Here is a 20,212-nt window from a genome sequence, read left to right on the forward strand (position 1 = left end):
AACCCCGATCCTCGATCTGGGCCACGGCATCGCGCTTGAACTCGTCTGTGAATTTAGCTCCGGACATCTTGTCCTCCTTGCTTCCAAAATTACCAAGCAAGGCGTCTACAAATCTAGGGGCGATTCAACCTCTTGCCCCAGGGTCATCTGCGGCAGGGTAACGGTTGGTTCAATGCCACCTTCGCCGTCAAGCCCGAAGAGCGGCAGCGGCGCGGGGCCGCTCAGCCCCTTGGCGGCCCAGAGCGCCTCGCGGCGGTTGAGGCCAAGCGGGGTGAAGGCGTCGGCCTCGGCCAGCCGTTCCAGCGTCTCCGGCCCCACCCCGGCGCGGCGCCACAGGCTTTCGACATCGGGATAGCCATTGCCGCGCGCCGCCGCGATCCAGTCGGCATCTTCGGCCCGCATCCCCTTGATCTGCCGGAATCCGAGCCGCAGCGCCAGGGCGCCATCGGGTCGTGCCTCCAGCGTGCAGTCCCACTGCGAATGATCCACCGACACCGGGCGCACCTCGACCCCATGCTCGCGGGCATCACGGACCAGTTGGGCGGGGGCATAGAACCCCATCGGCTGGGCATTCAGCAGCGCGCAGGTGAAGACCGCCGGGTGGTGGCGCTTCAACCAGGCGGAAATATAGACCAGCCGGGCGAAGCTGGCGGCATGGCTTTCGGGGAAGCCATAGCTGCCGAAGCCCTCGATCTGGGCAAAGCAGCGGGCGGCGAAATCGGCCTGATAGCCGCGCGCCAGCATGCCGGAGACGAAACGGTCGCGGAACGAGCCGATGGTGCCCATGCGCTTGAAGGTGGCCAGAGACCGGCGCAGGCGGTCGGCTTCGGCGGGCGTGAACCCGGCCGCCACCACGGCGATCTGCATCGCCTGCTCCTGAAACAGCGGCACGCCATAGGTGCGGCCCAGCACCTCCATCATCGCCGGGCCAAGATCTTCGACCGGTTCCTTGCCCTGACGGCGGTTGATGAAGGGATGCACCATGCCGCCCTGAATCGGGCCGGGGCGGACGATGGCGACCTCGCAGACCAGATCGTAGAACTGGCGCGGGCGCATCCGGGGCAGGAAGTTGAGCTGCGCCCGGCTTTCCACCTGAAACACCCCGATGGCATCGGCACGGCACAGCATGTCATAGACCTGTTTCCGGGCAATGTTCCCGGGGCTGTCCCCGGACGGGTCGGCCTTGTCCGGATCTGGCGTCAGGGTCGCCAGATCCATCTGGATCCCGCGATGATCTTTCAGCAATTGAAATGACTTGCGGATGCATGTCAGCATCCCCAGCCCCAGCACATCCACCTTCAAGAGCCCCAGCGCGTCGATATCGTCCTTGTCCCATTCGATGACGGTGCGGTCCTCCATCGCGGCGTTCTCGATGGGGCAAAGCTCATCAAGGCGCCCCTGCGTGATGACAAAACCGCCGACGTGCTGGGAAAGGTGGCGGGGAAAGCCGATAAGATCCCCGATCAGCTGCAGGGCCAGTTGGGTTTTCCATCTCATGCGTCCTGCAAGACTGGTAAGGCTATCCGGGGACAATCCGCCCTTCGAGCCCGATCTCGATTATGCCGCCACACTATCAGATGGTCGACTGCAAATTCCGCCCGACACCATCAGCCGCCAGGCTATCCGAGCGAACTTGTTGGCCAGTGCCACCGCGACCAACTTCGGTGGTTTGCGCTCGAGCAGTGCCGCGAGCCAGTTTGTTGGCTTGTGGCGACCAGCCCTGATATGCCTAAGCAGTGCCGTGGCACCCACGATCAGAACGGATCGCAGGGCAGCGTCACCGGTCTTGGTGATGCCTCCGTGTCTCATACGCCCGCCTGTGGAATGATCCCGGGGTGTCAGACCGATCCAGGCTGCGAAGTCTCGGCCGGATCGGAAGCTCTCGGCCGGCGGTGCCTTCATGCTGAACAGCGTCGCCCCGATCGGTTCTATCCCAGGAATTGTCGCGATGCGTCGGCTGGCCTCATTCTCGCGGTGCCATTTCATGAGCCTGGCTTCGATCTCTTCCAGGCGTGCTTCGACCGCGGCATATTCCTTGGCCTGAAAGCGGAAGAGCTCCAGTGCCAGTTCAGGCAACGACTCATCCTCCAGAACGCGTTGTATCAGCGCATTGACGTTCTGCCGACCGGCGGCCCCAACAATGCCAAACTCGGCCGCATAGCTGCGGAACGCATTCGAGAGCTGTGATTTGACCGAGACCAGGGCTCGCGCACGGTCATCAGCATACACGCTGCCTGCTGTTCCTTCGACTTGATTGGCACGAAGCGCATGCTCGGTCGGGTGACTGCTTCACAAGGAGCCTCTGCATCGGCAGCATCGTTTTTGCCCCGCTTCACGTAGGGCTTTACATATTGCGACGGTATCAGCCTCACATCATGGCCAAGCGAAGTGAGCAACCGCGCCCAGTGATGCGAACTGCCGCAGGATTCGATGGCGATGAGCGCAGGCGGCAGCGTCTCGAAATAGTGGATCATCTCGGATCGCCGGAACGATCTGCGGACGACGACAACTTCGTCGGCGTCTCCCCCGTGCAACTGAAAGACGGACTTGGATGTATCCATGCCGATGCGGACTGGTGGGTTCTTCATCGCTCTCTCCTCCGTTTCGTGGCTGCGGTTCCAAAGACCATAGCGCAGGCGGGTGAGGAGCCGTCCACACCAGCACATGGGCGACTCCGGGGCGGCTCGGCAGAGTGTTTATCGGAACAATAGTGGAACAAATGCCCGGTTGCAAACTGCGCACCAAGCGTGAGGGAGGGGTGGCTCTCGGGCAAAGCCCCTCTCGCAAACCCGGCGCCGCACCGGGTTCGACCGGCTTTCCCGCCAACGTGACAGGGCCGGAGGCTTGCTCTATGCTGTTGCAAAACGGGCCGTTAAAGGTTGCAGGCAGGCATGAGCAAGACCCCCTTTGTCATCGTCACCCTGCCCCGCAGCGGGTCTTACCACCTGCGCGCGCTTCTGGATTCCGCCCCCGACATTCGCTGCTATGGCGAGATCTTCAAGGGCAGCGAGGTCGAGCTTCCGCCAGAAGACCTGGTGCTGGTCGGGCTTGGTAAGAAGGACACCCAGAAGCGCGACGAGATGGGCATGGCCGTACTGAACCGGCTGCGCAAGAAAACCGACGCGGCAGAGCAGATCCTTGGCTTCAAGGATTTCCGCTTCAACCTGACGCGGGCGAAGATCTACCAGCAGATCACCAACTCGAAAGGCTGGCGCAAGGTCTTCCTGTTCCGCAATCCGGTCGAGCGCTACATCTCGATGGAGCGCGCCGACCTGACCGGGGTTTTCGTGGTCACCGAACGGAACAAGGACGCCGGGCTGGATCTGAAACGCCCGATCCGCTTTGACGCCGAGCGGTTCGAGAAATCCATGGGCAGCCACCGCAACCTGACCCGGGACGCGCAGACGGCGCTGGAGAAAAGCGGCCCCGATCTGGTGCATGTGCTGGATTACGCCCAGCTCAACACCGTGGAAAGCCGCAAGGCGCTGATGGGTTTTCTCGGCTCGGCGGGGGACGGGGCGCTTCTGGCCTCGGATCATGTCAAGCAGTTCACCGCGCCTTTCGAAAGCGGGGTCGAGAACTGGCCCGAAATGGAAGCCTATCTGCAAGAGACCCGGCAGATGGACCTCTTGCCACCGCGCTGAGGCGACCTAGAGATCAAAGCTGGCAAAGACCGGCGCGTGGTCGGAAGGCTGCTCCCAGCCCCGCGCGGCGCGCAGGATGCGGCTGCCATGGGCGGCGGCGGCGATATCGGGCGTGGCCCAGACATGGTCCAGTCGGCGGCCCTTGTCGGCGGCGTTCCAGTCGGCGGCGCGGTAGGACCACCAGCTGTAAAGCCGGCCCGCGGGAATGTCGGCACGGGTCACGTCCACCCATTTGCCCGCGTCTTGCGTGTCTGCCAGATGCGCCACCTCGATGGGGGTGTGGCTGACGATCTTCAGCAGCGCCTTGTGGTCCCAGACATCATCCTCGCGCGGGGCGATGTTCAGGTCGCCGACCAGAATGGATTTCGCCGGCGCATCAGCCCGGAAGGCATCGCGCATCTCGGTCAGGAAATCGAGCTTCTGGCCGAATTTCTCGTTCTCGCTGCGATCGGGAATGTCGCCACCTGCCGGCACATAGAAGTTGTGGATCGTGACGCCGTTTTCCAGCCGGGCCGCGACATGGCGGGCGTGGCCGAGGCTGGCGTAATCCTGCCCGCCCGCGTCGGTGATCGGCAGCTTCGACAGGATCGCCACGCCGTTGTAGCCCTTTTGCCCGCGCGCGACCATGTGGCTATAGCCCAGCGCCCGGAACTGCTCGACCGGGATCTTCTCGACCGGGCTTTTGCATTCCTGCAGGCAAAGGATGTCGGGAGCTTCCTCGGCCATCAGCTTTGCCACCAGACCTTCGCGCAAGCGGACCGAATTGATGTTCCAGGTGGCGAGGGTGAAGGGCATGGGCGATCTCCTGTTCGGGTCGTCCCCTTATGCCGTCTTGGGCGGAAAAAGAAAGCCCGACCAAACGGGGCCGGGCGCAGTCCAACAGGGAGGTGGATTCTGTATATCACAGAATCAGCGTTCCGCGAATTGACCGAAATCAAAAGCACAGGCGTCATGGTTTTTCGGTCACAATCGAGGGTTGCGCCACAAGTTGACGCGGACGCAGCGGGCGGTCATGGTTCGGCCATGACCACAAGTCTTTGGAAAAGCCGCAATTATCGCCTGCTGTTTGCCTCAGCCGCGGCAACCAATATCGGCGACGGGCTGGCCGCGGTGGCAGTGCCATGGCTGGCCACCCTGCTGACCGGGGATCCGCTGCTGATCGGCCTTGTTGCCGCGGCCCGGCATCTGCCGTGGTTCCTGTTCGCCCTGCCCGCGGGCGTAGTGACCGACCGGTACGACCATCGCCACATCCTTATCGCCGCCGACACGCTGCGCGTGGGGCTGGTGACGGCCTTGGTCGCGCTGGCGCTGCTGGCTGGCCCCGGCACCGGCCCGGTCTTGCTGATGGCGGGTCTGACCTTCCTTCTGGGAACAGCCGAAGTGCTGCGCGACAACACTGCGCAGACCTTCCTGCCCTCGGTCGTCGCAAAGCCCCAGCTCGAGCGGGCGAATGGCACGCTCTGGGCGACCGAGCAACTGGCGGGGCAATTGTTGGGGCCTCCGCTGGCGGGGTTCCTGATCGGGCTGGCGGTGGCCCTGCCCTTTGGCATTCAGACCGGGCTTCTGGTGGCGGCCATCGGGTTGACCGCCGCGATGCGGCTCGGCCCGCGCGAGGGCGGGCAGGCGGTGCTGCCCCCGATCGCCGCGTTGAAGGAAGGCATCCTCTGGCTCTGGCGCGACCGCGAACTGCGGCGGCTGGCCTTTCTGCTCGGCGGGTTCAACTTTCTCGGCTACGGGTTCTGGGCGGTCTTTGTGCTTTATGGCCAAAGGGTGCTGCGGCTTGACGCCTTTGGCTATGGCACCCTGTTGACCGCCGCCGCCTGCGGCGGGCTGGCGGCAACCCTCATCGGCCCCTGGGTGTTGCGCCACATGGCGCCTGCCACGGCCATCGTGACCGGCATGGCGGGGTTTACCGTCGCCTCGGCCACGCTGGCCCTTGGCGCCCCCTTGTGGCTGGTCGCCGGGGTGCTTGTGCTGGACGGCTTCACCGGCATGCTGTGGAACATCGCGCAGGTCAGCTATCGCCAACGCCATATCCCCGGCCCGCTGCTGGGGCGCGTCAACAGCGCTTTCCGCTTCCTCGGCACCGGGCCGGCGGCCTTTGGCGCCTTTGTCTTCGGCGCGCTGATCGCCCTCGGCGAGGGGGCGGGCGCAGTGCTGCTGCCCTATGGGCTGGCTGCCCTTCTCGCCGCGGCGCTGACGCTCTATGCCGCCTTCCGCCTGCGGCTGGAATAAAAAAACCGGGCGACAAGCGCCCGGCCAGTTCCAACAGGGAGGGATGCCGTGTCATGACCCCGACACGGCGAGGGGAAGGAAGGCGGGATCAAGGGAGGAGGTCACCCGCTGATCCCAAGATAGGAAACGATCTGGGCAACAATAAGTCCCAGACCGTTAATTTTTCGCCAATTACGCCACCAGCTTGTATCCGCCGCTTTCCGTCAGCAGAAGGCGGGCGTTCGACGGGTCGGCTTCGATCTTCTGGCGCAGCCGGTAGATGTGGGTTTCCAGCGTATGCGTCGTCACCCCGGCATTGTAGCCCCAGACCTCGTGCAAGAGCACATCGCGCGCCACCACGCCCGATTGCGCCCGGTAAAGGAACTTCAGGATGTTGGTTTCCTTGTCGGTCAACCGCACCTTCTTGTCCTTGGCATCCACCAAGAGCTTCTGCGCCGGCTTGAACGTATAGGGGCCAAGCTGGAACACCGCGTCTTCCGACTGTTCATGCGTGCGCAGCTGCGCCCGGATGCGGGCCAGAAGGACCGGAAACTTGAAGGGCTTGGTCACATAGTCATTCGCCCCCGAATCCAGCCCCAGAATGGTGTCAGAGTCGGTGTCATGCCCCGTCAGCATCATGATCGGGCATTTGACGCCCGATTTGCGCATCCGCTTGCACAGCTCGCGCCCGTCGGTGTCAGGCAGGCCGACATCAAGGATCACCAGATCGTAAAGCCCCTGCTTCACCTTCTCCATGCCCTCGGCGCCGTTGCGCGCCTCGAACACGTCGAAATCCTCGGTCATTACCAGCTGTTCCGAAAGCGCCTCGCGCAGGTCGTCGTCGTCGTCCACCAGCAGGATTTTCCGCAGCGTTGCCATTCATGCCTCCATCGGGCGCCTGCCCTTGCGCCACAGATGCGCCCCGCTTCCCGGTCTGGCAAGAATTGCAACAAATCCCTCACGCGGTCGTGTCGGGATGCGGCCCTGTGTTTCAATTCCGTAACGTCCGGCCTATGTAATGGGCAAGGAGAACGACATGACCCTAGGCCCCAACCAGACCGAAACGCTGGCCCGCGCGCGCGGCGATTTGCGGCTGGGCCTGCCGGTCGTGCTGGTAGGCGCGGGACACGCCATGGCCGCCGTCGCCGTCGAGGCGCTGACGGCCGAGCGGCTGGCCCAGATGCGCGCGCTTGGGCCGTTGGATCTTGCCCTCACCGCCCGCCGGGCCGAGACGCTGAAAGCGCGCGCCTATGACGACGACCTGGCCCGCATCGCCGTGCCGGAGGGCGCCGATCTGCGCTGGATTCTGGCGGTGGCCGATCCGGCGGATGATCTGCGCTTGCCGATGAAGGGGCCGCTGGCCAGTCGGCGCGATGGCGATGCCGGGTTGCACCGTCTGGCGCTGGCGCTGGCGAAATCGGCGCAGCTCCTGCCGGCGGCAGTGTTGGTGCCGGTGCCGGACGGTCTGGCCTTTGCCGCCACCCATGGCCTGACGCTGGTCTCGACACAGGACAGCGCCGCGCTTGACCGGCTTGCGCCCTTTGCGCCGGTGATCTCGGCCCGCCTGCCGATGGTGGCCAGTCACGCGGGGCGGGTGCATGTCTTTCGCCCCGACGACGGCGGGGCCGAGCATTACGCCATCGAGATCGGCCGCCCCGACCGCGACAAGCCGGTGCTGGCGCGGCTGCATTCGGCCTGTTTCACCGGCGACGTGCTGGGCAGCCTGAAATGCGACTGCGGCCCGCAATTGCGCGCCGCGCTGGCACAGATGGGCGAGGAAGGCGCAGGGGTTCTGCTTTACCTCAATCAGGAAGGCCGGGGCATCGGCCTTGCCAACAAGATGCGCGCTTATTCTCTGCAGGATCAGGGCTTTGATACGGTCGAGGCCAATCACCGCCTTGGCTTCGAGGATGACGAACGCGACTTCCGCATCGGCGCCGAGATCCTGAAACGCATGGGCTTTTCGCAGGTGCGGCTTCTGACCAACAATCCGAAGAAGCTGGCGATGCTCTCGGCCTGCGGGCTGACCGTGGTAGAGCGGGTGCCGCTGAAAGTCGGCGAGACGCGCGAGAACGCCGCCTATCTCGCCACCAAGGCCGCCAAGTCCGGGCATCTGCTGTGACGCCCTTTGATCTGGTCGTCACCCCGATGGGTGTGCGCTTCATGGGCCGGGTATTTCCTTGCATGCTGGGGCGCGGCGGCATCGTCAAGGCAAGCGCCAAGCGCGAGGGCGATGGCGGCACCCCGACCGGCACCCATCGCATCACCGGCATGCTCTACCGCCCCGACCGCATCGCCCCGCCGCAGCCTTGGGCCGTGCCGATCGGGCCGATGGACCTTTGGTCGGATGACCCCGAGGACAGCGACTATAACCAGATGGTCCGCGCGCCGCATGGTTTCAGCCATGAGGCCCTGCGCCGCGCGGACCCGCTGTATGACCTCGTCCTGCTGACCGACTGGAACTGGCCCCATGCCGTGCCGGGTCGCGGCTCGGCGATCTTCCTGCACCGCTGGCGGCGCATGGGCTATCCCACGGCCGGCTGCGTGGCCTTCGCCCCGCGTGATTTGCGCTGGATTGCCAGCCGCATCACCCCCGGCACAAGGCTGATCGTACGCTGACCCCTCCTCGAGTACGTCGTACACTCGTCGGGAAAGCCCCGGCGAGGAGTGCATGACATGCTCGACGAGCGCCCCGTCAGACCCGTTCGATCAGCACCGCCGTCCCTTGCCCGACGCCCACGCACATGGTGGCAAGCGCGTAACGCCCGCCGGTCCGGACCAGTTCCAGCGCCGCCGTGCCGGTGATCCGCGCCCCGGTCATGCCGAGGGGATGCCCCAGCGCAATGGCCCCGCCGTTGGGGTTCACGCGCAGGTCGTCGTCGGCAATGCCAAGGCCGCGCAGCACCGCCAGCCCCTGCGCGGCAAAGGCCTCATTCAGCTCGATCACCGACAGATCGGCCACGCTCAGCCCATGCTGCGCCAGCAGCTTTTGCACCGCCGGCACCGGGCCATAGCCCATGACGCGCGGCGCAACCCCGGCGCTGGAGGCCCCCAGAATTCGTGCAATCGGCTTCAGCCCTTGGGCCTTGGCCACCTCTGCCGAAGCAATCAGCAGCGCCGCCGCCCCGTCATTGACGCCACTGGCGTTGCCCGCGGTGATGGTGCCATCGGCCCGGGTGATCGGCCGCAGCCTGGCCAGGTCTTCCGGTCGGGTGTCGCCGCGGGGGTGTTCGTCCTGCGTCACCTCCACCGTCTTGCCGCGCCCCAGATCCACTGTCACCGGCACGATCTCGGCGCCAAACCGTCCGTTGGCCTGCGCCGCCCCCGCCAGCCGCTGCGAACGCAGTGCAAAGGCATCCTGATCGGCGCGGGAAATGCCATACTCATCCGCCAGATTCTCGGCGGTTTCCGGCATCGAGTCGGTGCCATAGGCCGCCTGCATCTTCGGATTCACGAAGCGCCAGCCAATCGTGCTGTCGGCCACCTCGGCGGTGCGCGCGAACGCCGTGCTGGCCTTGGGCAGGATCATCGGCGCACGCGTCATGCTCTCGACCCCCCCGGCAATCGCCAGCCCGATCTCGCCGGCCTTGATCGCCCGGGCGGCGGCCGACACCGCCTCCATCCCCGAGCCGCAAAGCCGGTTGACCGTGGCACCCGGCACGGTTTCCGGCAGCCCGGCCAAGAGCAGCGCCATGCGCGCAACGTTGCGGTTGTCCTCGCCCGCCTGATTGGCACAGCCCAGCCAGACCTCCTCCACCGCCGCTGGGTTCAGGCTGGGATTGCGCGCCAGCAGCGCGGCCAGCGGGATTGCCGCCAGATCATCGGTGCGCACCTGCGCCAAGGCCCCGGCATAGCGGCCGATCGGCGTGCGGATGTAGTCGCAGATATAGGCGTCGGTCATGGCGGCCTCCTTCGGATTGGCCTATGGTCTTTCAAGTTTGAAGGAATTGCAAGCGCCTCACGCGGCAGCCTCGCGCAGGGCGGCAATCAGGGTTTCGGCGGCCGGGGACAGACGCGCACCCCGTCGGGTGGAAATGCCGATCGGACGGTGGGTTGCGGGCAGCGCCACGTCCAGGGCGGCCACCCGCCCCTGCGCCGCCTCGAACCGCGCCAGCTGCACCGGCCAGATCACCAGATAATCGGCCAGCAGCACCAAGGAGCGGTTGGTCAGGATCGACACTGACTCGACCGAGTTCGCCGGGGGCGGCAGACCTTCGGCGCGAAACGCCTCGTCAATCTGCCGCCGCATCGAGGTTTCCTGGCGCGGCAATATCCAGGGTTCGTCCAGCAGGTCCGCCAGTCGCAGCCCCCGACGCGACAGCAAGGGATGCCCGGCCCGCACGACGATCTGCGCATGGTCGTCGCACAGGGTTTCCTCGGCAATCCCGGCACCGCTGGAAAAGCCGGGCAAACGGCCGATCACAAGGTCCAGTTCCCCGGCGCGCAACAGGGGCATCAGCACGTCATTGGTGCCCTCGATCACCTTGACCGCCAGATTGGGCCGCGCTTTCCGAACCTGCGCAATGGCGCGGGGCAGCAGCGTGACCGCCGCCGACACCAGCACCCCCACCGCCACCCGCCCGCCAGAGCCCAGGCGCATGTCCTCCAGTTCCTGCCCGGCATGGCGCAATTGCGTCAGGACAAGGCGGGCATGGGCAACCAGCACCGCGCCGGCCTGCGTGGCGCGGACACCCCGGTTGGTGCGGTCAAACAGTCGGGTGCCGACGATGGCCTCGGCCTCTTGCAGCGCCTTGGTCACTGCCGATTGGGTAAGCCCAACCTCTTGCGCGGCGGCCAGCAGGCTACCCTCGCGGGCGATGGCGTCAACGAGGGTCAGAAGCCGCAGGCTGAGATGGGTTTCAAGGCGAAGCGGACGTGGGCGGGAGGCCATTTCAATATTCCATTCAGGAATAGTCAAAGCCTGATACTTCATTTGCCTTCAATATGCCAGTGCGGATTAATCGCGGCAGGCAACTGACAGGCCCCGCAATGACCGACTACCCCGAGCTTCAGCTTTTCATCGACAACCGCTGGCGCAAGGCGGCCGAGACACTGCCCGTCCTGAACCCGGCGACCGAACAGGAGATCGGCCGCCTGCCGATTGCGCGCCGGGCGGATCTGGACGATGCGCTGGAAGCCGCCGAGCGTGGCTTCAAGATCTGGAGCCGCACCGCCCCCCGCATCCGGGCGCAGATCATCCTGAAAGCGGCCAGTCTCATGCGGGAACGCGGGCCGCAAATCGCGCCGTCGATCACCCTGGAGAACGGCAAGCCGCTGGCGCAGGCCGGCATGGAAGTGGTCCGCGGGGCGGAGTTCTTCGAATGGGACGCGGGTGAGGCGCAGCGGCTTTATGGCCATGTGGTGCCCTCGGCCCCCGGCATCCGCTATTCGGTGATCCGCGAACCGGCCGGCATCGTGGCGGGGTTTGCGCCGTGGAACTTCCCGCTGAGCCAGCCCGCACGCAAGGTGGCCGGCGCACTGGCCTCGGGCTGTTCGATCATCCTGAAGGCGGCCGAGGAAACCCCGGCGGGCGCCATGCACATCGCGCGGGCCTTTCAGGATGCGGGGTTGCCTGCCGGGGTTCTGAACCTTGTGTTCGGCAACCCTGCCGAGATTTCCAGCTATCTGATCCCGCAGGACCGGGTGCGGGTGGTCGCCTTTACCGGCTCGACCTCGGTTGGCATCCACCTGACGGAAATGGCGGCACGGGCAATGACTCCGGTGCTGATGGAGCTGGGCGGCCACGCGCCGGTGATCGTCTGCGATGATGTCGATCCGGCGGCCGCAGGCACCATGTCGGCGGTGCGCAAGGCGCGGAATTCGGGGCAGGTCTGCACCTCTCCGACCCGGTTTTTCGTGATGGAGAAAAGCTATCAGGCCTTTGCCAAGGCCTTTGCCGACCGCGCCGCAGCGGTGCGGATGGGCAATGGGCTGGACCCGGCAACCGAGATGGGGCCGGTGGCCAACCATCGCCGGATCGCCGCGCTGGAGGCGCTGGTCGAGGATGCCCGCGCCAAGGGGGCAAAGGTTCTGGCCGGCGGCACGCGCCCGAACGGGCCGGGCTATTTCTTCCCCGTCACCGTGCTGGCCGAGGTGCCCGACGATGCCCGGGTGATGCGGGAAGAACCCTTCGGCCCACTGGCCATCATCAACCCGGTGCGCGACCTTGACGACGCCATCGCCCGCGCCAATTCCCTGCCCTTCGGCCTTGCCGCCTATGGCTTTACCCATTCGGCGGCCAATGTCGACCGGCTGACCCAGGGGATCGAGGCCGGCAACCTGTCGATCAACACGCTGGAGGCCAGCGTGGCCGAGGTGCCCTTTGGCGGGGTGAAATACTCAGGCCATGGCCGCGAAGGCGGGGCCGAGGGGCTGCACCATTACACCGTGACCAAGACCATCTCGCACAAGATGGAGCTTGACCATGAGCCAACAGTTTCAGGAGCCAAGCCGTGAAATACGCCCGCCACGACGCCAAGTCGCATGCCTTTGCCCATATGAAAGGCATCTGGGCCGCCGCGCTGATGCCCTTTCGTGACGATCTGTCGATCGACGAGGAAGGCTTTGCCGCAAATATGGATCACTGGATCCGGGATCTGGGGATCGACGGCTTCTTCATCGCCGGCAAGCAGGGCGAGTTCTTTGCGATGTCGCTGGAGGAGCGCAAGCGCGCCTTCGATCTGGCGGTGAAGGCGGCGGATGGCCGGGCGCAGACCATCATGTCCTGTTCGGATCAGAACATGGATGTGGTGATTGATCTGGCCAGACACGCCCAGTCTTGCGGCGCCGATTACATCGTGGTGCACGCCCCGGTGCTGCATTTCTACAAGGCGCAGGACGAGACCCTGATCCGCTATTACGAAACGATTGCCGGCAAGGTCGACATCGGCATTGCGCTCTGGTCGCATCCCGACAGCGGCTATCTGATGCCGCCTCAGCTCTGCAACCGGCTGGCCGATATCGAAACCGTTGTAGCGATCAAATATTCGGTTCCAAGGCCGATGTATGCAGAGCTTTCACGACTGGCTGGCGATCGGATGATCGTTTCTACGGCCTCGGAAGAGGAATGGCTGGAGAATATTCTGGAACTGAACTGGCGGCTCTATCTCTGTTCCTCGCCGCCCTACCTGCTCCAGACCGCCGCCGACAAACGGATGCGCGCCTATACCGATGCGGCTTTTGCGGGCCGCGTGGAAGAAGCGCGGGCCATTCGTGACAGTCTGGAGCCCGTGCGCCATGCGCTGAAATCCACGCGGCCCGCAGAAAAGCCCCATGCCCATCAGAAATACTGGCAGGAGCTTTTGGACCAGGTGGGCGGCCGGGTGCGCCCTCCCAGTCTGGAGCTGACCGAGGACGAAAAGACCCTGACCCGCAAAGCCTTTGAAACCTGCGGCCTGAAACTGGCCTGACGAGGGGAGAGCCACATGACCCGCCTGAGCGCCTTCAATTTCCAGACCTGGATCGACGAGCACAAACATCTCTTGAAACCCCCGGTGGGCAACCAACTGGTGTTCAAGGACGCCGACCTGATGGTCACCGTGGTCGGCGGCCCGAACGAGCGTTGCGACTATCACGACGACCCGGTGGAGGAGTTCTTCTACCAGCTCAAGGGCGACATGCTGTTGAAACTGCATGATACGGCGACGGGCGAATTCTATGACGTGCCGATCCGTGAGGGCGACATCTTCCTGCTTCCCGCCCATATGCGCCACTCGCCGCAGCGGCCGCAGGAAGGCTCCATCGGCCTTGTCATCGAACCCGCCCGCCCCGAGGGCGCTCTGGATGCGATCGAATGGTATTGCTTCGGCTGCAGCGCCCGCGTGCATCGTGCCGAGGTGGATCTGGAGTCGATCGTCGATGACCTGCCGCCGATCTATGTCGCCTTCTACGCCGACGAGGCGCTGCGCACCTGCCCGAATTGCGGCGAATTGCACCCCGGGAAAAAGCCTCCGGCGGGGTGGGTGAAGCTGTAGATATTTTAGACTTGAAATAATTTTCAAGCCTGTCACAGTGACGGCAACAACAAGAACAAGATTCCATCGTTAACCGGGAGAATGAGATGCAAAGACTTTTGACCACCGCCAGCCTTCTTGTCGCGCTGGCCGTGCCGGCCTATGCCGAAGGCACAAGGATTGGCGTCATCACCACACTGTCGGGCCCTGCGGGCTATTTGGGCGAACAGATCCGCGACGGGCTGACGCTGGGGCTGGAAGCCTCGGGCGCGGCGTTTGAGCTGGTGGTGGAAGACGACGGGCGCGACCCGAACACCGGGGTTCAGGTGGCCGACCGGATGCTGAACGAAGAGGGCATCAAGCTTTTGACCGGCATCGTGTTCTCGAATGTGTCGGGCGCGGTTGTGCCCGAGGCGCTGGATGCCGGTGCGATCTATGTCAGCCCGAATGCCGCCCCCTCGCCGCTGGCGGGTGAAAAGTGCCATCCGAACTATTTCGTCGTCAGCTGGCAGAACGACAGCCTGCACGAGGCTTCGGGCGCTGCGGCCAAGAAACTGGGCTATACCACGGCGGTCGCCCTCGCCCCGAACTATCAGGCCGGCAAGGACGCCATCGAGGGCTTCAAGCGCGAGTTTGGCGGCGAAGTGACCGAAATCTACACCGGCGTCGAGCAGTCCGATTTCGCTGGCGAAATGGCGCAGATCCGCGACAAGGCCCCGCAGGTGGTGTTCCAGTTCCACCCCGGCGGTCAGGGCATCGCCTTCCTCAAACAATATCAGCAGGCAGGGCTTCTGGGCACCGTTCCCATGGTGCTGTCCGAGCCCTCCTATGATGCGGTGATCCTCAAGGCCGTAGGCCCGGCGGCCGTCGGTGTGACCGGCACGACGCACTGGAATGCCGACTTCGACAACGAAGCCTCGAAGGCCATGGTCGCCGCTTGGGCCGCGGCCCACCCGGACGTGCCGCTGACCACCTATGGCCAGCAGGCCTATGACACCGGGCTGCTGATCGGTTCTGCGCTGGTCAAGGCAGGCGGCGACGGCGACGTGGCCGCGCTGCAAGCCGCGATCAAGGCGGCCGAGTTCGCCTCGACCCGCGGCAGCTTTGCCTTCGGCCCGAACCAGCATCCGGTGCAGGACTGGTACATGACTGCAATCGAGGCGGACGAAGCCGGCAATCCCAAGGTCGTGACCAAGGAAAAGATCCGCGAAGCGGTGGGCGACGTCTACGCTGCCAACTGCAAGATGTGATCTGTCGATCCTGGCCGGGCCGGAAGGGTGTCGCCTTCCGGCCCGTTTTCTCAACCTGAAAACATGACCGGCGCGGCCGGGAGCGGGGGCAGATGATCCTCTTGTTCGAGCAGCTTCTGAACGGGCTGCAATACGGTGTCACTCTGTTCCTGCTGGCCGCCGGGCTGACGCTGATCTTCGGGATCATGGGCGTCATCAACCTCGCGCACGGCGCACTTTACATGGTCGGCGCCTTTGCCGCGAGCTGGGTGGCGATCCAGACCGGCAGTTTCTGGGGCGGGTTGGTGGCTGGGCTGGTTGCCTCGGGCCTGATCGGGCTTGTGGTGGAAACCGCCGTGATCCGCCGGCTTTATGCCCGCGACCATCTCGATCAGGTGCTGGCAACTTTCGCGCTGATCCTGATCTTCAACCAGACCACCGTGCTGATCTTTGGCCGCCAACCCCTGTTCACCACCCTGCCCGAGATCTTCTCCGGCTCGGTCGAGATCATCCCCGGCCTGCCCTATCCAACCTACCGGCTGTTCGTCATCGCCGTGGGTCTCGCCGTGGCGCTGGGGCTGTATTTCCTCATCAACAAGACCCGTATCGGCATGCTGGTGCGCGCCGGTGCCACCAACCGCCAGATGGTGCGGGCGCTGGGGGTGAACATTCAGGGCCTTTACACCGCCGTCTTTGCGCTGGGGGCGCTTCTGGCCGGGCTGGCGGGCGTCATGGCCTCGCCCATCGTCTCGGTGCAGGTCGGCATGGGCGACGAGATCATCCTGGCCACCTTTGTCGTGGTGGTGATCGGCGGTGTCGGATCGGTCAAGGGCGCCTTTGTCGCCGGGATCGTGCTGGGCCTGTTCGACACCATGCTGCGCGCCTTTCTGCCCGCCACGCTGCAACAGGTCATGCCGGGGCCAGAAGCGCAGGCGCTGGGGGTGGGGATTTCATCGATGGGCATCTATCTGATGATGGCGCTTGTCCTGTTGGTCCGCCCGCGCGGCCTGTTCGCGGCACGGGGGTGAACCGATGAAACGCGACAACCTTGTCCTTCTGGCAGTCCTTATCCTGCTGGCGCTGGTGCCCTTCGCTGCCGAATTCACCGGGCAATCAAGCTGGACCAAACTTGTCGGCCAAGCGCTGATCTATGGCATGGCGGCGGCCAGCCTGAACTTCATCCTCGGCTATGGCGGCATGGTCAGCTTTGGCCATGCGGCGTTCTTCGGGATCGGCGGCTATGTGGTGGGCATCCTCTATCACCACTTCGACGCCGGCACCGCGTTCCTCGGGATCATCCCCGGCACCGACCAGATGCTTGTCACCCTGCCCGCCGCTGTCCTTGTCGCCGGCCTCGCGGCGGCACTGGTGGGCGCGCTGTCGCTGCGGACGGGGGGCGTGCAGTTCATCATGATCACGCTGGCCTTTGCCCAGATGTTCTTCTTCCTGTTCATCTCGCTGAAGACCTATGGCGGCGAGGATGGCATCATGGTGCGCCGCACCAATGCCCTGCCGGGGCTGAACATGAAGGACAAGGCCACGCTCTACTGGGTCGTGCTGGCCTTCGCTGCCGCCTATTACCTGTTCCTGCGCCGTCTTGTGCGATCGTCCTTCGGCCAGATCATCGCCGGCATCCGGCAGAACGAGCGGCGGATGGCCGCCATGGGCATCTCGACCCTGCGCTACAAGCTTTACGCCTTCATCCTGTCGGGCATGGGGGCGGGTCTTGCGGGCGCACTGATGGTCAACTTCCTGCGCTTCGCCTCGCCCGACATGATGCACTGGACCCGTTCGGGCGAGCTGATGGTCATGGTCATTCTGGGCGGGGTTGGCACTCTGGCCGGGCCGTTCATCGGCGCCGGTGCGCTGTTCACGCTGGAAACCACGCTGGCGCGCTATACCGAGCACTGGATGCTGCCGGTCGGCATCCTGCTGCTCGTCGTGGTCCTCACCTCGAAAGGCGGGTTGATGGCGCTGATCGCCAAGCTGAAGGGAGGCGCGAAATGAGTCCTGTGCTGGACATCGCGGGTCTGGTGAAAACCTTCGGCGGGCTGACCGCCACCGACCATGTGTCGCTGACTGTGGACACCGGCGAGATTCATGCCCTGATCGGCCCGAACGGCGCGGGCAAATCGACCCTCATCAACCAGATCTGCGGCGAGATCATTCCGAACGCCGGCCAGATCCACCTCGCCGGCCGCGACGTGACGCGCCTGCCCCCCGCCGGCCGGGTGGCATTGGGGCTGGGCCGGACCTTCCAGATCACCTCGCTGCTGGACGACATGACGGTGCGCGAAAATCTCGGCCTTGCCATTCAGGCCCGCGAGGGCGGAAATTTCCGCATCTTTGACCGGGCCGCCAAGCGCAACGAGGTTTGGGACGAGGCCGACAGCGTGCTTGCCGGCTCGGCGCTGAGCGCGCGGGCCGGGGTCAAGGTCGCCGATCTTGCCCATGGCGAGAAGAAGCAGCTGGAGCTGCTGATGGCCCTGTCGCAGCGTCCCCGGGTGCTGCTGCTCGATGAGCCGATGGCGGGCCTGGGGCATGTGGAAAGCCAGCAGATGATCGAAGCCTTGAACGCCGCGCGCGGCGAGTGCGCCATGCTGCTGGTCGAGCATGACATGGAGGCGGTCTTTGCGCTGGCCGACCGGATTTCGGTGCTGGTCTATGGCCGGATCATCGCCGCCGGCACGGCGGAGGAAATCCGCGCCAATCCGGCAGTGCGCGAAGCCTATCTGGGAGAGGAGGACGCCTGATGCTGTCGGTTCAGAATCTGCAAGCCGGCTATGGCGCCTCTCAGGTCTTGTTCGACATCTCGCTCGACATCCGGGAAGGCGAGGTTGTCACGCTGATGGGCCGCAACGGCATGGGCAAGACGACCACCGTGCGCACCATCATGGGGCTGCTTGGCCCGCGCGGCGGCGTGGTGGAATATGATGGCCGCGCCATCGGCGGCCTCGCGCCGGAAAAGGTGGCGCGGCTGGGCTTCGGACTGGTGCCCGAAGGCCGCCAGATCTTCCCGACGCTGACAGTGCGGGAAAATCTGGTCGCCACGGCGGCGAACCGGCTGGGGGCAAAAGGGCCCTGGACGCTGGCCCGGATCTACGATCTTTTCCCGCGGCTGGGCGAACGGGCCGGCCAGCTTGCCGGCACGCTGTCGGGGGGCGAGCAACAGATGCTGGCGGTCGGTCGCGCGCTGATGACCAACCCGCGCCTGCTGATCCTTGATGAGGCGACCGAAGGTCTGGCTCCGGTGATCCGCGCCGAAATCTGGCATGTGGTGGAGCGGCTGAAGGCTGACGGCCAATCCATCCTGCTGATCGACAAGACATTTTCGGTACTGAAGCGCCTTGCCGACCGGCATTTCATTCTGGAAAAGGGCCGCACGGTCTGGACCGGCACCGGCGCAGACCTGACCCGCGACCATGACCGCGTGCAGGGCTGGGTGGGGGTTTGATGCGGTTGGTGCTGGTTGGCTGGGGCGCCATCAGCGCCGAAGTGGCGCGGCTTCTGGCCGCCCGCAAGGCGCCGGTCAAGCTGGTCGGCGTCGGGCAGCGCACCCCCGTGCAGAACCTGCCCTATCCGGCAATCGCCACACCATCCGACCTCGCCGCCTTTCACCCCGATCTGGTGGTCGAGGCCGCGGGCCGCTCCGCCGTTCTGCCCTGGGGCGAAGCCGCGCTTCAGGCGGGCGCCGATTTTGCCCCGGCCTCGACTTCGGCCTTTGCCGAGGACGCGCCACTTGACCGCCTGCTCACCCTTGCCCGCTCCCGGGGGCGGCAGGTGCTGATTCCGTCCGGCGCCCTGGGGGGTCTGGATGCGCTTTCCGCCGCCGCACGACAGCCGCTTGCCTGTGTCATCCATGAAATCACCAAACCCGCCCTGGCATGGCGCGGCACCGAGGCCGAGGCGCTGTGCGATCTCTCCACCCTGACTCACCCGCACATCTTCTTTGAAGGCCCGGCACGCGAGGCCGCCCGGCGGTTCCCGCAGAATGCCAATGTCGCGTTGATTACCGCGCTGGCAGGCGTCGGCCCGGATGCAACCACCCTGCGGCTGGTCGCCGACCCGGCGGCGACAGGGAACCGCCACCGGCTGCTGGCAACCGGTGATTTCGGACGGATGGAGGTCACGCTCGACAATGCCCCCTTGCCCGGCAATCCGAAATCCTCGGCCCTGACCGCGCTGTCGCTGGTGCGGTTGATCGAGAACCGCGCAAGCCCTCTGGTGATCTGATGCTGCAAGACGAAGCCCTGCTGCCCCGCGCCGATCTGGACGCCGACTACACGGCCCGCGCGACGGTCACGGATGCCGAGTTCACCGCCATCATCGGACGTTATCAGCGCCTGACCGAAGCGGCGCAGGCCCAGTTGGCCGATTGGTCCGAGATCGAATTCAGCCGCGAGTCCGGCCTGAAACTCGACCTCTACGGCCGCAAGACCGGCGAGTTGCGCCCTTTGGTGGTGTTTATCCACGGCGGCTACTGGCGTGCGCTGGGGCGGGAACATTCGGGCTTTGCCGCGCCGATGCTCGCAGCCCACGGCATTGCCTGCGCGGTTCCCGATTACCGGCTAGCCCCTGCAGTTTCAATCACCCGGATCATCGCGGACTGTCGCCGCGCGATTGCCCATCTGTGGACGAACGCCGAAGCCCTTGGCATAGACCGCGACCGCATCGTGGTGACAGGCTCGTCGGCCGGGGGCCATCTGGCCGCCGCCATGGCGCAGCCCGGCTGGCAAGCGGCGCTTGGCCTGCCCGATCAGCCCTTGCATGGTTGCCTGCCGGTTTCCGGCCTGTTCGAGCTCGCCCCCCTCGCCGCCAGCCATGTGCAGGACTGGATGCGCTTTACCGCCGAGGAACTTGGTCAAAGCCCGATGCGACATCTGCCGCAAGGTCTGCGGGGCGTGGTGGCTCTCGCCGCCGACAGGGGCGAGAGCGCCGGGTTTCACCGCCAGTCCGAAGCCTTTGCCGCCCTGACCGGCTGGCCGCTCCTGCAGATCGCAGGGCGCAACCATTTCGACGTGATCCTTGACCTGGCCGATGCCGAGTCCGCGCTTTTCAAGGCGCTCGTCGGGCTGACCGCCTGACAATCTGCACCGCAAGACAAGCAGCCGGGGTTGCACTGGCATCATATAAATTCTACTTCGTGAATGTTTTTTGGGGCACCTGCCCCGCC

18 protein-coding genes and 2 pseudogenes are annotated in these 20,212 nt (G+C 65.2%); 14 read left to right on the plus strand and 6 right to left on the minus strand.

Going from position 1 to position 20,212, the window contains the following annotated elements:
• Nucleotides 1–126: 126 nt before the first annotated feature.
• Nucleotides 127–1,473 (minus strand): annotated as a pseudogene (locus G4Z14_RS06485) (helix-hairpin-helix domain-containing protein); the annotation flags it as partial.
• Between the two features lie 84 nt (nt 1,474–1,557).
• Nucleotides 1,558–2,588 (minus strand): annotated as a pseudogene (locus G4Z14_RS06490) (IS110 family RNA-guided transposase).
• A gap of 303 nt (nt 2,589–2,891) precedes the next feature.
• Between G4Z14_RS06490 and G4Z14_RS06495 the strand changes: the two are divergent.
• A complete protein-coding gene (locus G4Z14_RS06495) occupies nt 2,892–3,644 on the plus strand; it encodes a sulfotransferase (protein ID WP_164623990.1) in 753 nt (250 codons plus the stop codon).
• A gap of 6 nt (nt 3,645–3,650) precedes the next feature.
• Here the strand turns inward: G4Z14_RS06495 and G4Z14_RS06500 are convergent, their stop codons facing one another.
• Nucleotides 3,651–4,439 (minus strand): exodeoxyribonuclease III, encoded by a 789-nt coding sequence (locus G4Z14_RS06500; RefSeq protein WP_164623991.1) that lies wholly within the window; start codon nt 4,437–4,439, stop codon nt 3,651–3,653.
• Between the two features lie 228 nt (nt 4,440–4,667).
• Here G4Z14_RS06500 and G4Z14_RS06505 point away from each other — a divergent pair, with 228 nt between their 5' ends.
• On the plus strand, nt 4,668–5,879 hold the full coding sequence (locus tag G4Z14_RS06505; RefSeq protein WP_164623992.1) for an MFS transporter: 1,212 nt from the start codon (nt 4,668–4,670) through the stop codon (nt 5,877–5,879).
• Nucleotides 5,880–6,050: 171 nt separating this feature from the next.
• Here G4Z14_RS06505 and G4Z14_RS06510 read toward each other — a convergent pair whose 3' ends face one another.
• Nucleotides 6,051–6,737, minus strand: coding sequence for a response regulator transcription factor (locus G4Z14_RS06510; protein WP_164623993.1), 687 nt, complete (start codon nt 6,735–6,737; stop codon nt 6,051–6,053).
• A gap of 157 nt (nt 6,738–6,894) precedes the next feature.
• Here G4Z14_RS06510 and ribA point away from each other — a divergent pair, with 157 nt between their 5' ends.
• Together ribA and G4Z14_RS06520 are read left to right on the plus strand one after the other, a co-directional pair.
• The gene (gene ribA, locus G4Z14_RS06515) at nt 6,895–7,980 is read left to right on the plus strand and encodes a GTP cyclohydrolase II (RefSeq protein WP_164623994.1); all 1,086 of its coding nucleotides are present in this window, start codon (nt 6,895–6,897) and stop codon (nt 7,978–7,980) included.
• A complete protein-coding gene (locus G4Z14_RS06520; protein WP_164623995.1) occupies nt 7,977–8,477 on the plus strand; it encodes a L,D-transpeptidase family protein in 501 nt (166 codons plus the stop codon). The genes ribA and G4Z14_RS06520 overlap by 4 nt, the downstream gene beginning before the upstream one ends.
• Before the next feature lie 76 nt (nt 8,478–8,553).
• Here G4Z14_RS06520 and pcaF read toward each other — a convergent pair whose 3' ends face one another.
• Both pcaF and G4Z14_RS06530 read right to left on the minus strand, forming a co-directional pair.
• Nucleotides 8,554–9,759: a 3-oxoadipyl-CoA thiolase gene (pcaF, locus tag G4Z14_RS06525; protein WP_164623996.1), complete on the minus strand. Its 1,206-nt coding sequence runs from the start codon at nt 9,757–9,759 to the stop codon at nt 8,554–8,556.
• Between the two features lie 57 nt (nt 9,760–9,816).
• The gene (locus tag G4Z14_RS06530) at nt 9,817–10,749 is read right to left on the minus strand and encodes a LysR substrate-binding domain-containing protein (RefSeq protein WP_164623997.1); all 933 of its coding nucleotides are present in this window, start codon (nt 10,747–10,749) and stop codon (nt 9,817–9,819) included.
• Between the two features lie 98 nt (nt 10,750–10,847).
• Here G4Z14_RS06530 and G4Z14_RS06535 point away from each other — a divergent pair, with 98 nt between their 5' ends.
• The 10 genes from G4Z14_RS06535 (at nt 10,848) to G4Z14_RS06580 (ending at nt 20,123) form a co-directional block, all read left to right on the plus strand.
• Nucleotides 10,848–12,314: an NAD-dependent succinate-semialdehyde dehydrogenase gene (locus G4Z14_RS06535; RefSeq protein WP_164623998.1), complete on the plus strand. Its 1,467-nt coding sequence runs from the start codon at nt 10,848–10,850 to the stop codon at nt 12,312–12,314.
• Nucleotides 12,311–13,267 (plus strand): dihydrodipicolinate synthase family protein, encoded by a 957-nt coding sequence (locus tag G4Z14_RS06540; RefSeq protein WP_164623999.1) that lies wholly within the window; start codon nt 12,311–12,313, stop codon nt 13,265–13,267. Before G4Z14_RS06535 ends, G4Z14_RS06540 begins: the two co-directional genes overlap by 4 nt.
• Before the next feature lie 15 nt (nt 13,268–13,282).
• Nucleotides 13,283–13,831 (plus strand): 3-hydroxyanthranilate 3,4-dioxygenase, encoded by a 549-nt coding sequence (locus tag G4Z14_RS06545; RefSeq protein WP_164624000.1) that lies wholly within the window; start codon nt 13,283–13,285, stop codon nt 13,829–13,831.
• Between the two features lie 86 nt (nt 13,832–13,917).
• A complete protein-coding gene (locus tag G4Z14_RS06550) occupies nt 13,918–15,060 on the plus strand; it encodes an ABC transporter substrate-binding protein (RefSeq protein WP_164624001.1) in 1,143 nt (380 codons plus the stop codon).
• A gap of 92 nt (nt 15,061–15,152) precedes the next feature.
• Complete coding sequence (locus G4Z14_RS06555; RefSeq protein WP_164624002.1) at nt 15,153–16,067, plus strand: branched-chain amino acid ABC transporter permease; 915 nt, start codon at nt 15,153–15,155, stop codon at nt 16,065–16,067.
• A gap of 4 nt (nt 16,068–16,071) precedes the next feature.
• Nucleotides 16,072–17,046 (plus strand): branched-chain amino acid ABC transporter permease, encoded by a 975-nt coding sequence (locus G4Z14_RS06560; protein ID WP_164624003.1) that lies wholly within the window; start codon nt 16,072–16,074, stop codon nt 17,044–17,046.
• A complete protein-coding gene (locus tag G4Z14_RS06565; RefSeq protein ID WP_164624004.1) occupies nt 17,043–17,792 on the plus strand; it encodes an ABC transporter ATP-binding protein in 750 nt (249 codons plus the stop codon). The genes G4Z14_RS06560 and G4Z14_RS06565 overlap by 4 nt, the downstream gene beginning before the upstream one ends.
• Nucleotides 17,792–18,493 (plus strand): ABC transporter ATP-binding protein, encoded by a 702-nt coding sequence (locus G4Z14_RS06570; protein ID WP_164624005.1) that lies wholly within the window; start codon nt 17,792–17,794, stop codon nt 18,491–18,493. The genes G4Z14_RS06565 and G4Z14_RS06570 overlap by 1 nt, the downstream gene beginning before the upstream one ends.
• Nucleotides 18,493–19,272, plus strand: coding sequence for an aspartate dehydrogenase (locus G4Z14_RS06575; RefSeq protein WP_164624006.1), 780 nt, complete (start codon nt 18,493–18,495; stop codon nt 19,270–19,272). Before G4Z14_RS06570 ends, G4Z14_RS06575 begins: the two co-directional genes overlap by 1 nt.
• Nucleotides 19,272–20,123: an alpha/beta hydrolase gene (locus G4Z14_RS06580; RefSeq protein ID WP_164624007.1), complete on the plus strand. Its 852-nt coding sequence runs from the start codon at nt 19,272–19,274 to the stop codon at nt 20,121–20,123. The genes G4Z14_RS06575 and G4Z14_RS06580 overlap by 1 nt, the downstream gene beginning before the upstream one ends.
• Nucleotides 20,124–20,212 lie beyond the last annotated feature (89 nt).

It is taken from the genome of Tabrizicola oligotrophica, assembly GCF_011008935.1.
Lineage (GTDB): Bacteria > Pseudomonadota > Alphaproteobacteria > Rhodobacterales > Rhodobacteraceae > Tabrizicola_A > Tabrizicola_A oligotrophica.

What these genes read in the sequence shown, in the direction of transcription:
- G4Z14_RS06555 (WP_164624002.1), top strand. Translation starts at nt 15,153, where the DNA reads ATGATCCTCTTGTTCGAGCAGCTTCTGAACGGGCTGCAATACGGTGTC.
- G4Z14_RS06575 (WP_164624006.1), top strand. Translation starts at nt 18,493, where the DNA reads ATGCGGTTGGTGCTGGTTGGCTGGGGCGCCATCAGCGCCGAAGTGGCG.
- G4Z14_RS06500 (WP_164623991.1), bottom strand. Translation starts at nt 4,439, where the DNA reads ATGCCCTTCACCCTCGCCACCTGGAACATCAATTCGGTCCGCTTGCGC.
- G4Z14_RS06495 (WP_164623990.1), top strand. Translation starts at nt 2,892, where the DNA reads ATGAGCAAGACCCCCTTTGTCATCGTCACCCTGCCCCGCAGCGGGTCT.
- ribA (WP_164623994.1), top strand. Translation starts at nt 6,895, where the DNA reads ATGACCCTAGGCCCCAACCAGACCGAAACGCTGGCCCGCGCGCGCGGC.
- pcaF (WP_164623996.1), bottom strand. Translation starts at nt 9,759, where the DNA reads ATGACCGACGCCTATATCTGCGACTACATCCGCACGCCGATCGGCCGC.
- G4Z14_RS06530 (WP_164623997.1), bottom strand. Translation starts at nt 10,749, where the DNA reads ATGGCCTCCCGCCCACGTCCGCTTCGCCTTGAAACCCATCTCAGCCTG.
- G4Z14_RS06580 (WP_164624007.1), top strand. Translation starts at nt 19,272, where the DNA reads ATGCTGCAAGACGAAGCCCTGCTGCCCCGCGCCGATCTGGACGCCGAC.
- G4Z14_RS06510 (WP_164623993.1), bottom strand. Translation starts at nt 6,737, where the DNA reads ATGGCAACGCTGCGGAAAATCCTGCTGGTGGACGACGACGACGACCTG.
- G4Z14_RS06550 (WP_164624001.1), top strand. Translation starts at nt 13,918, where the DNA reads ATGCAAAGACTTTTGACCACCGCCAGCCTTCTTGTCGCGCTGGCCGTG.
- G4Z14_RS06565 (WP_164624004.1), top strand. Translation starts at nt 17,043, where the DNA reads ATGAGTCCTGTGCTGGACATCGCGGGTCTGGTGAAAACCTTCGGCGGG.
- G4Z14_RS06560 (WP_164624003.1), top strand. Translation starts at nt 16,072, where the DNA reads ATGAAACGCGACAACCTTGTCCTTCTGGCAGTCCTTATCCTGCTGGCG.
- G4Z14_RS06535 (WP_164623998.1), top strand. Translation starts at nt 10,848, where the DNA reads ATGACCGACTACCCCGAGCTTCAGCTTTTCATCGACAACCGCTGGCGC.
- G4Z14_RS06570 (WP_164624005.1), top strand. Translation starts at nt 17,792, where the DNA reads ATGCTGTCGGTTCAGAATCTGCAAGCCGGCTATGGCGCCTCTCAGGTC.
- G4Z14_RS06545 (WP_164624000.1), top strand. Translation starts at nt 13,283, where the DNA reads ATGACCCGCCTGAGCGCCTTCAATTTCCAGACCTGGATCGACGAGCAC.
- G4Z14_RS06505 (WP_164623992.1), top strand. Translation starts at nt 4,668, where the DNA reads ATGACCACAAGTCTTTGGAAAAGCCGCAATTATCGCCTGCTGTTTGCC.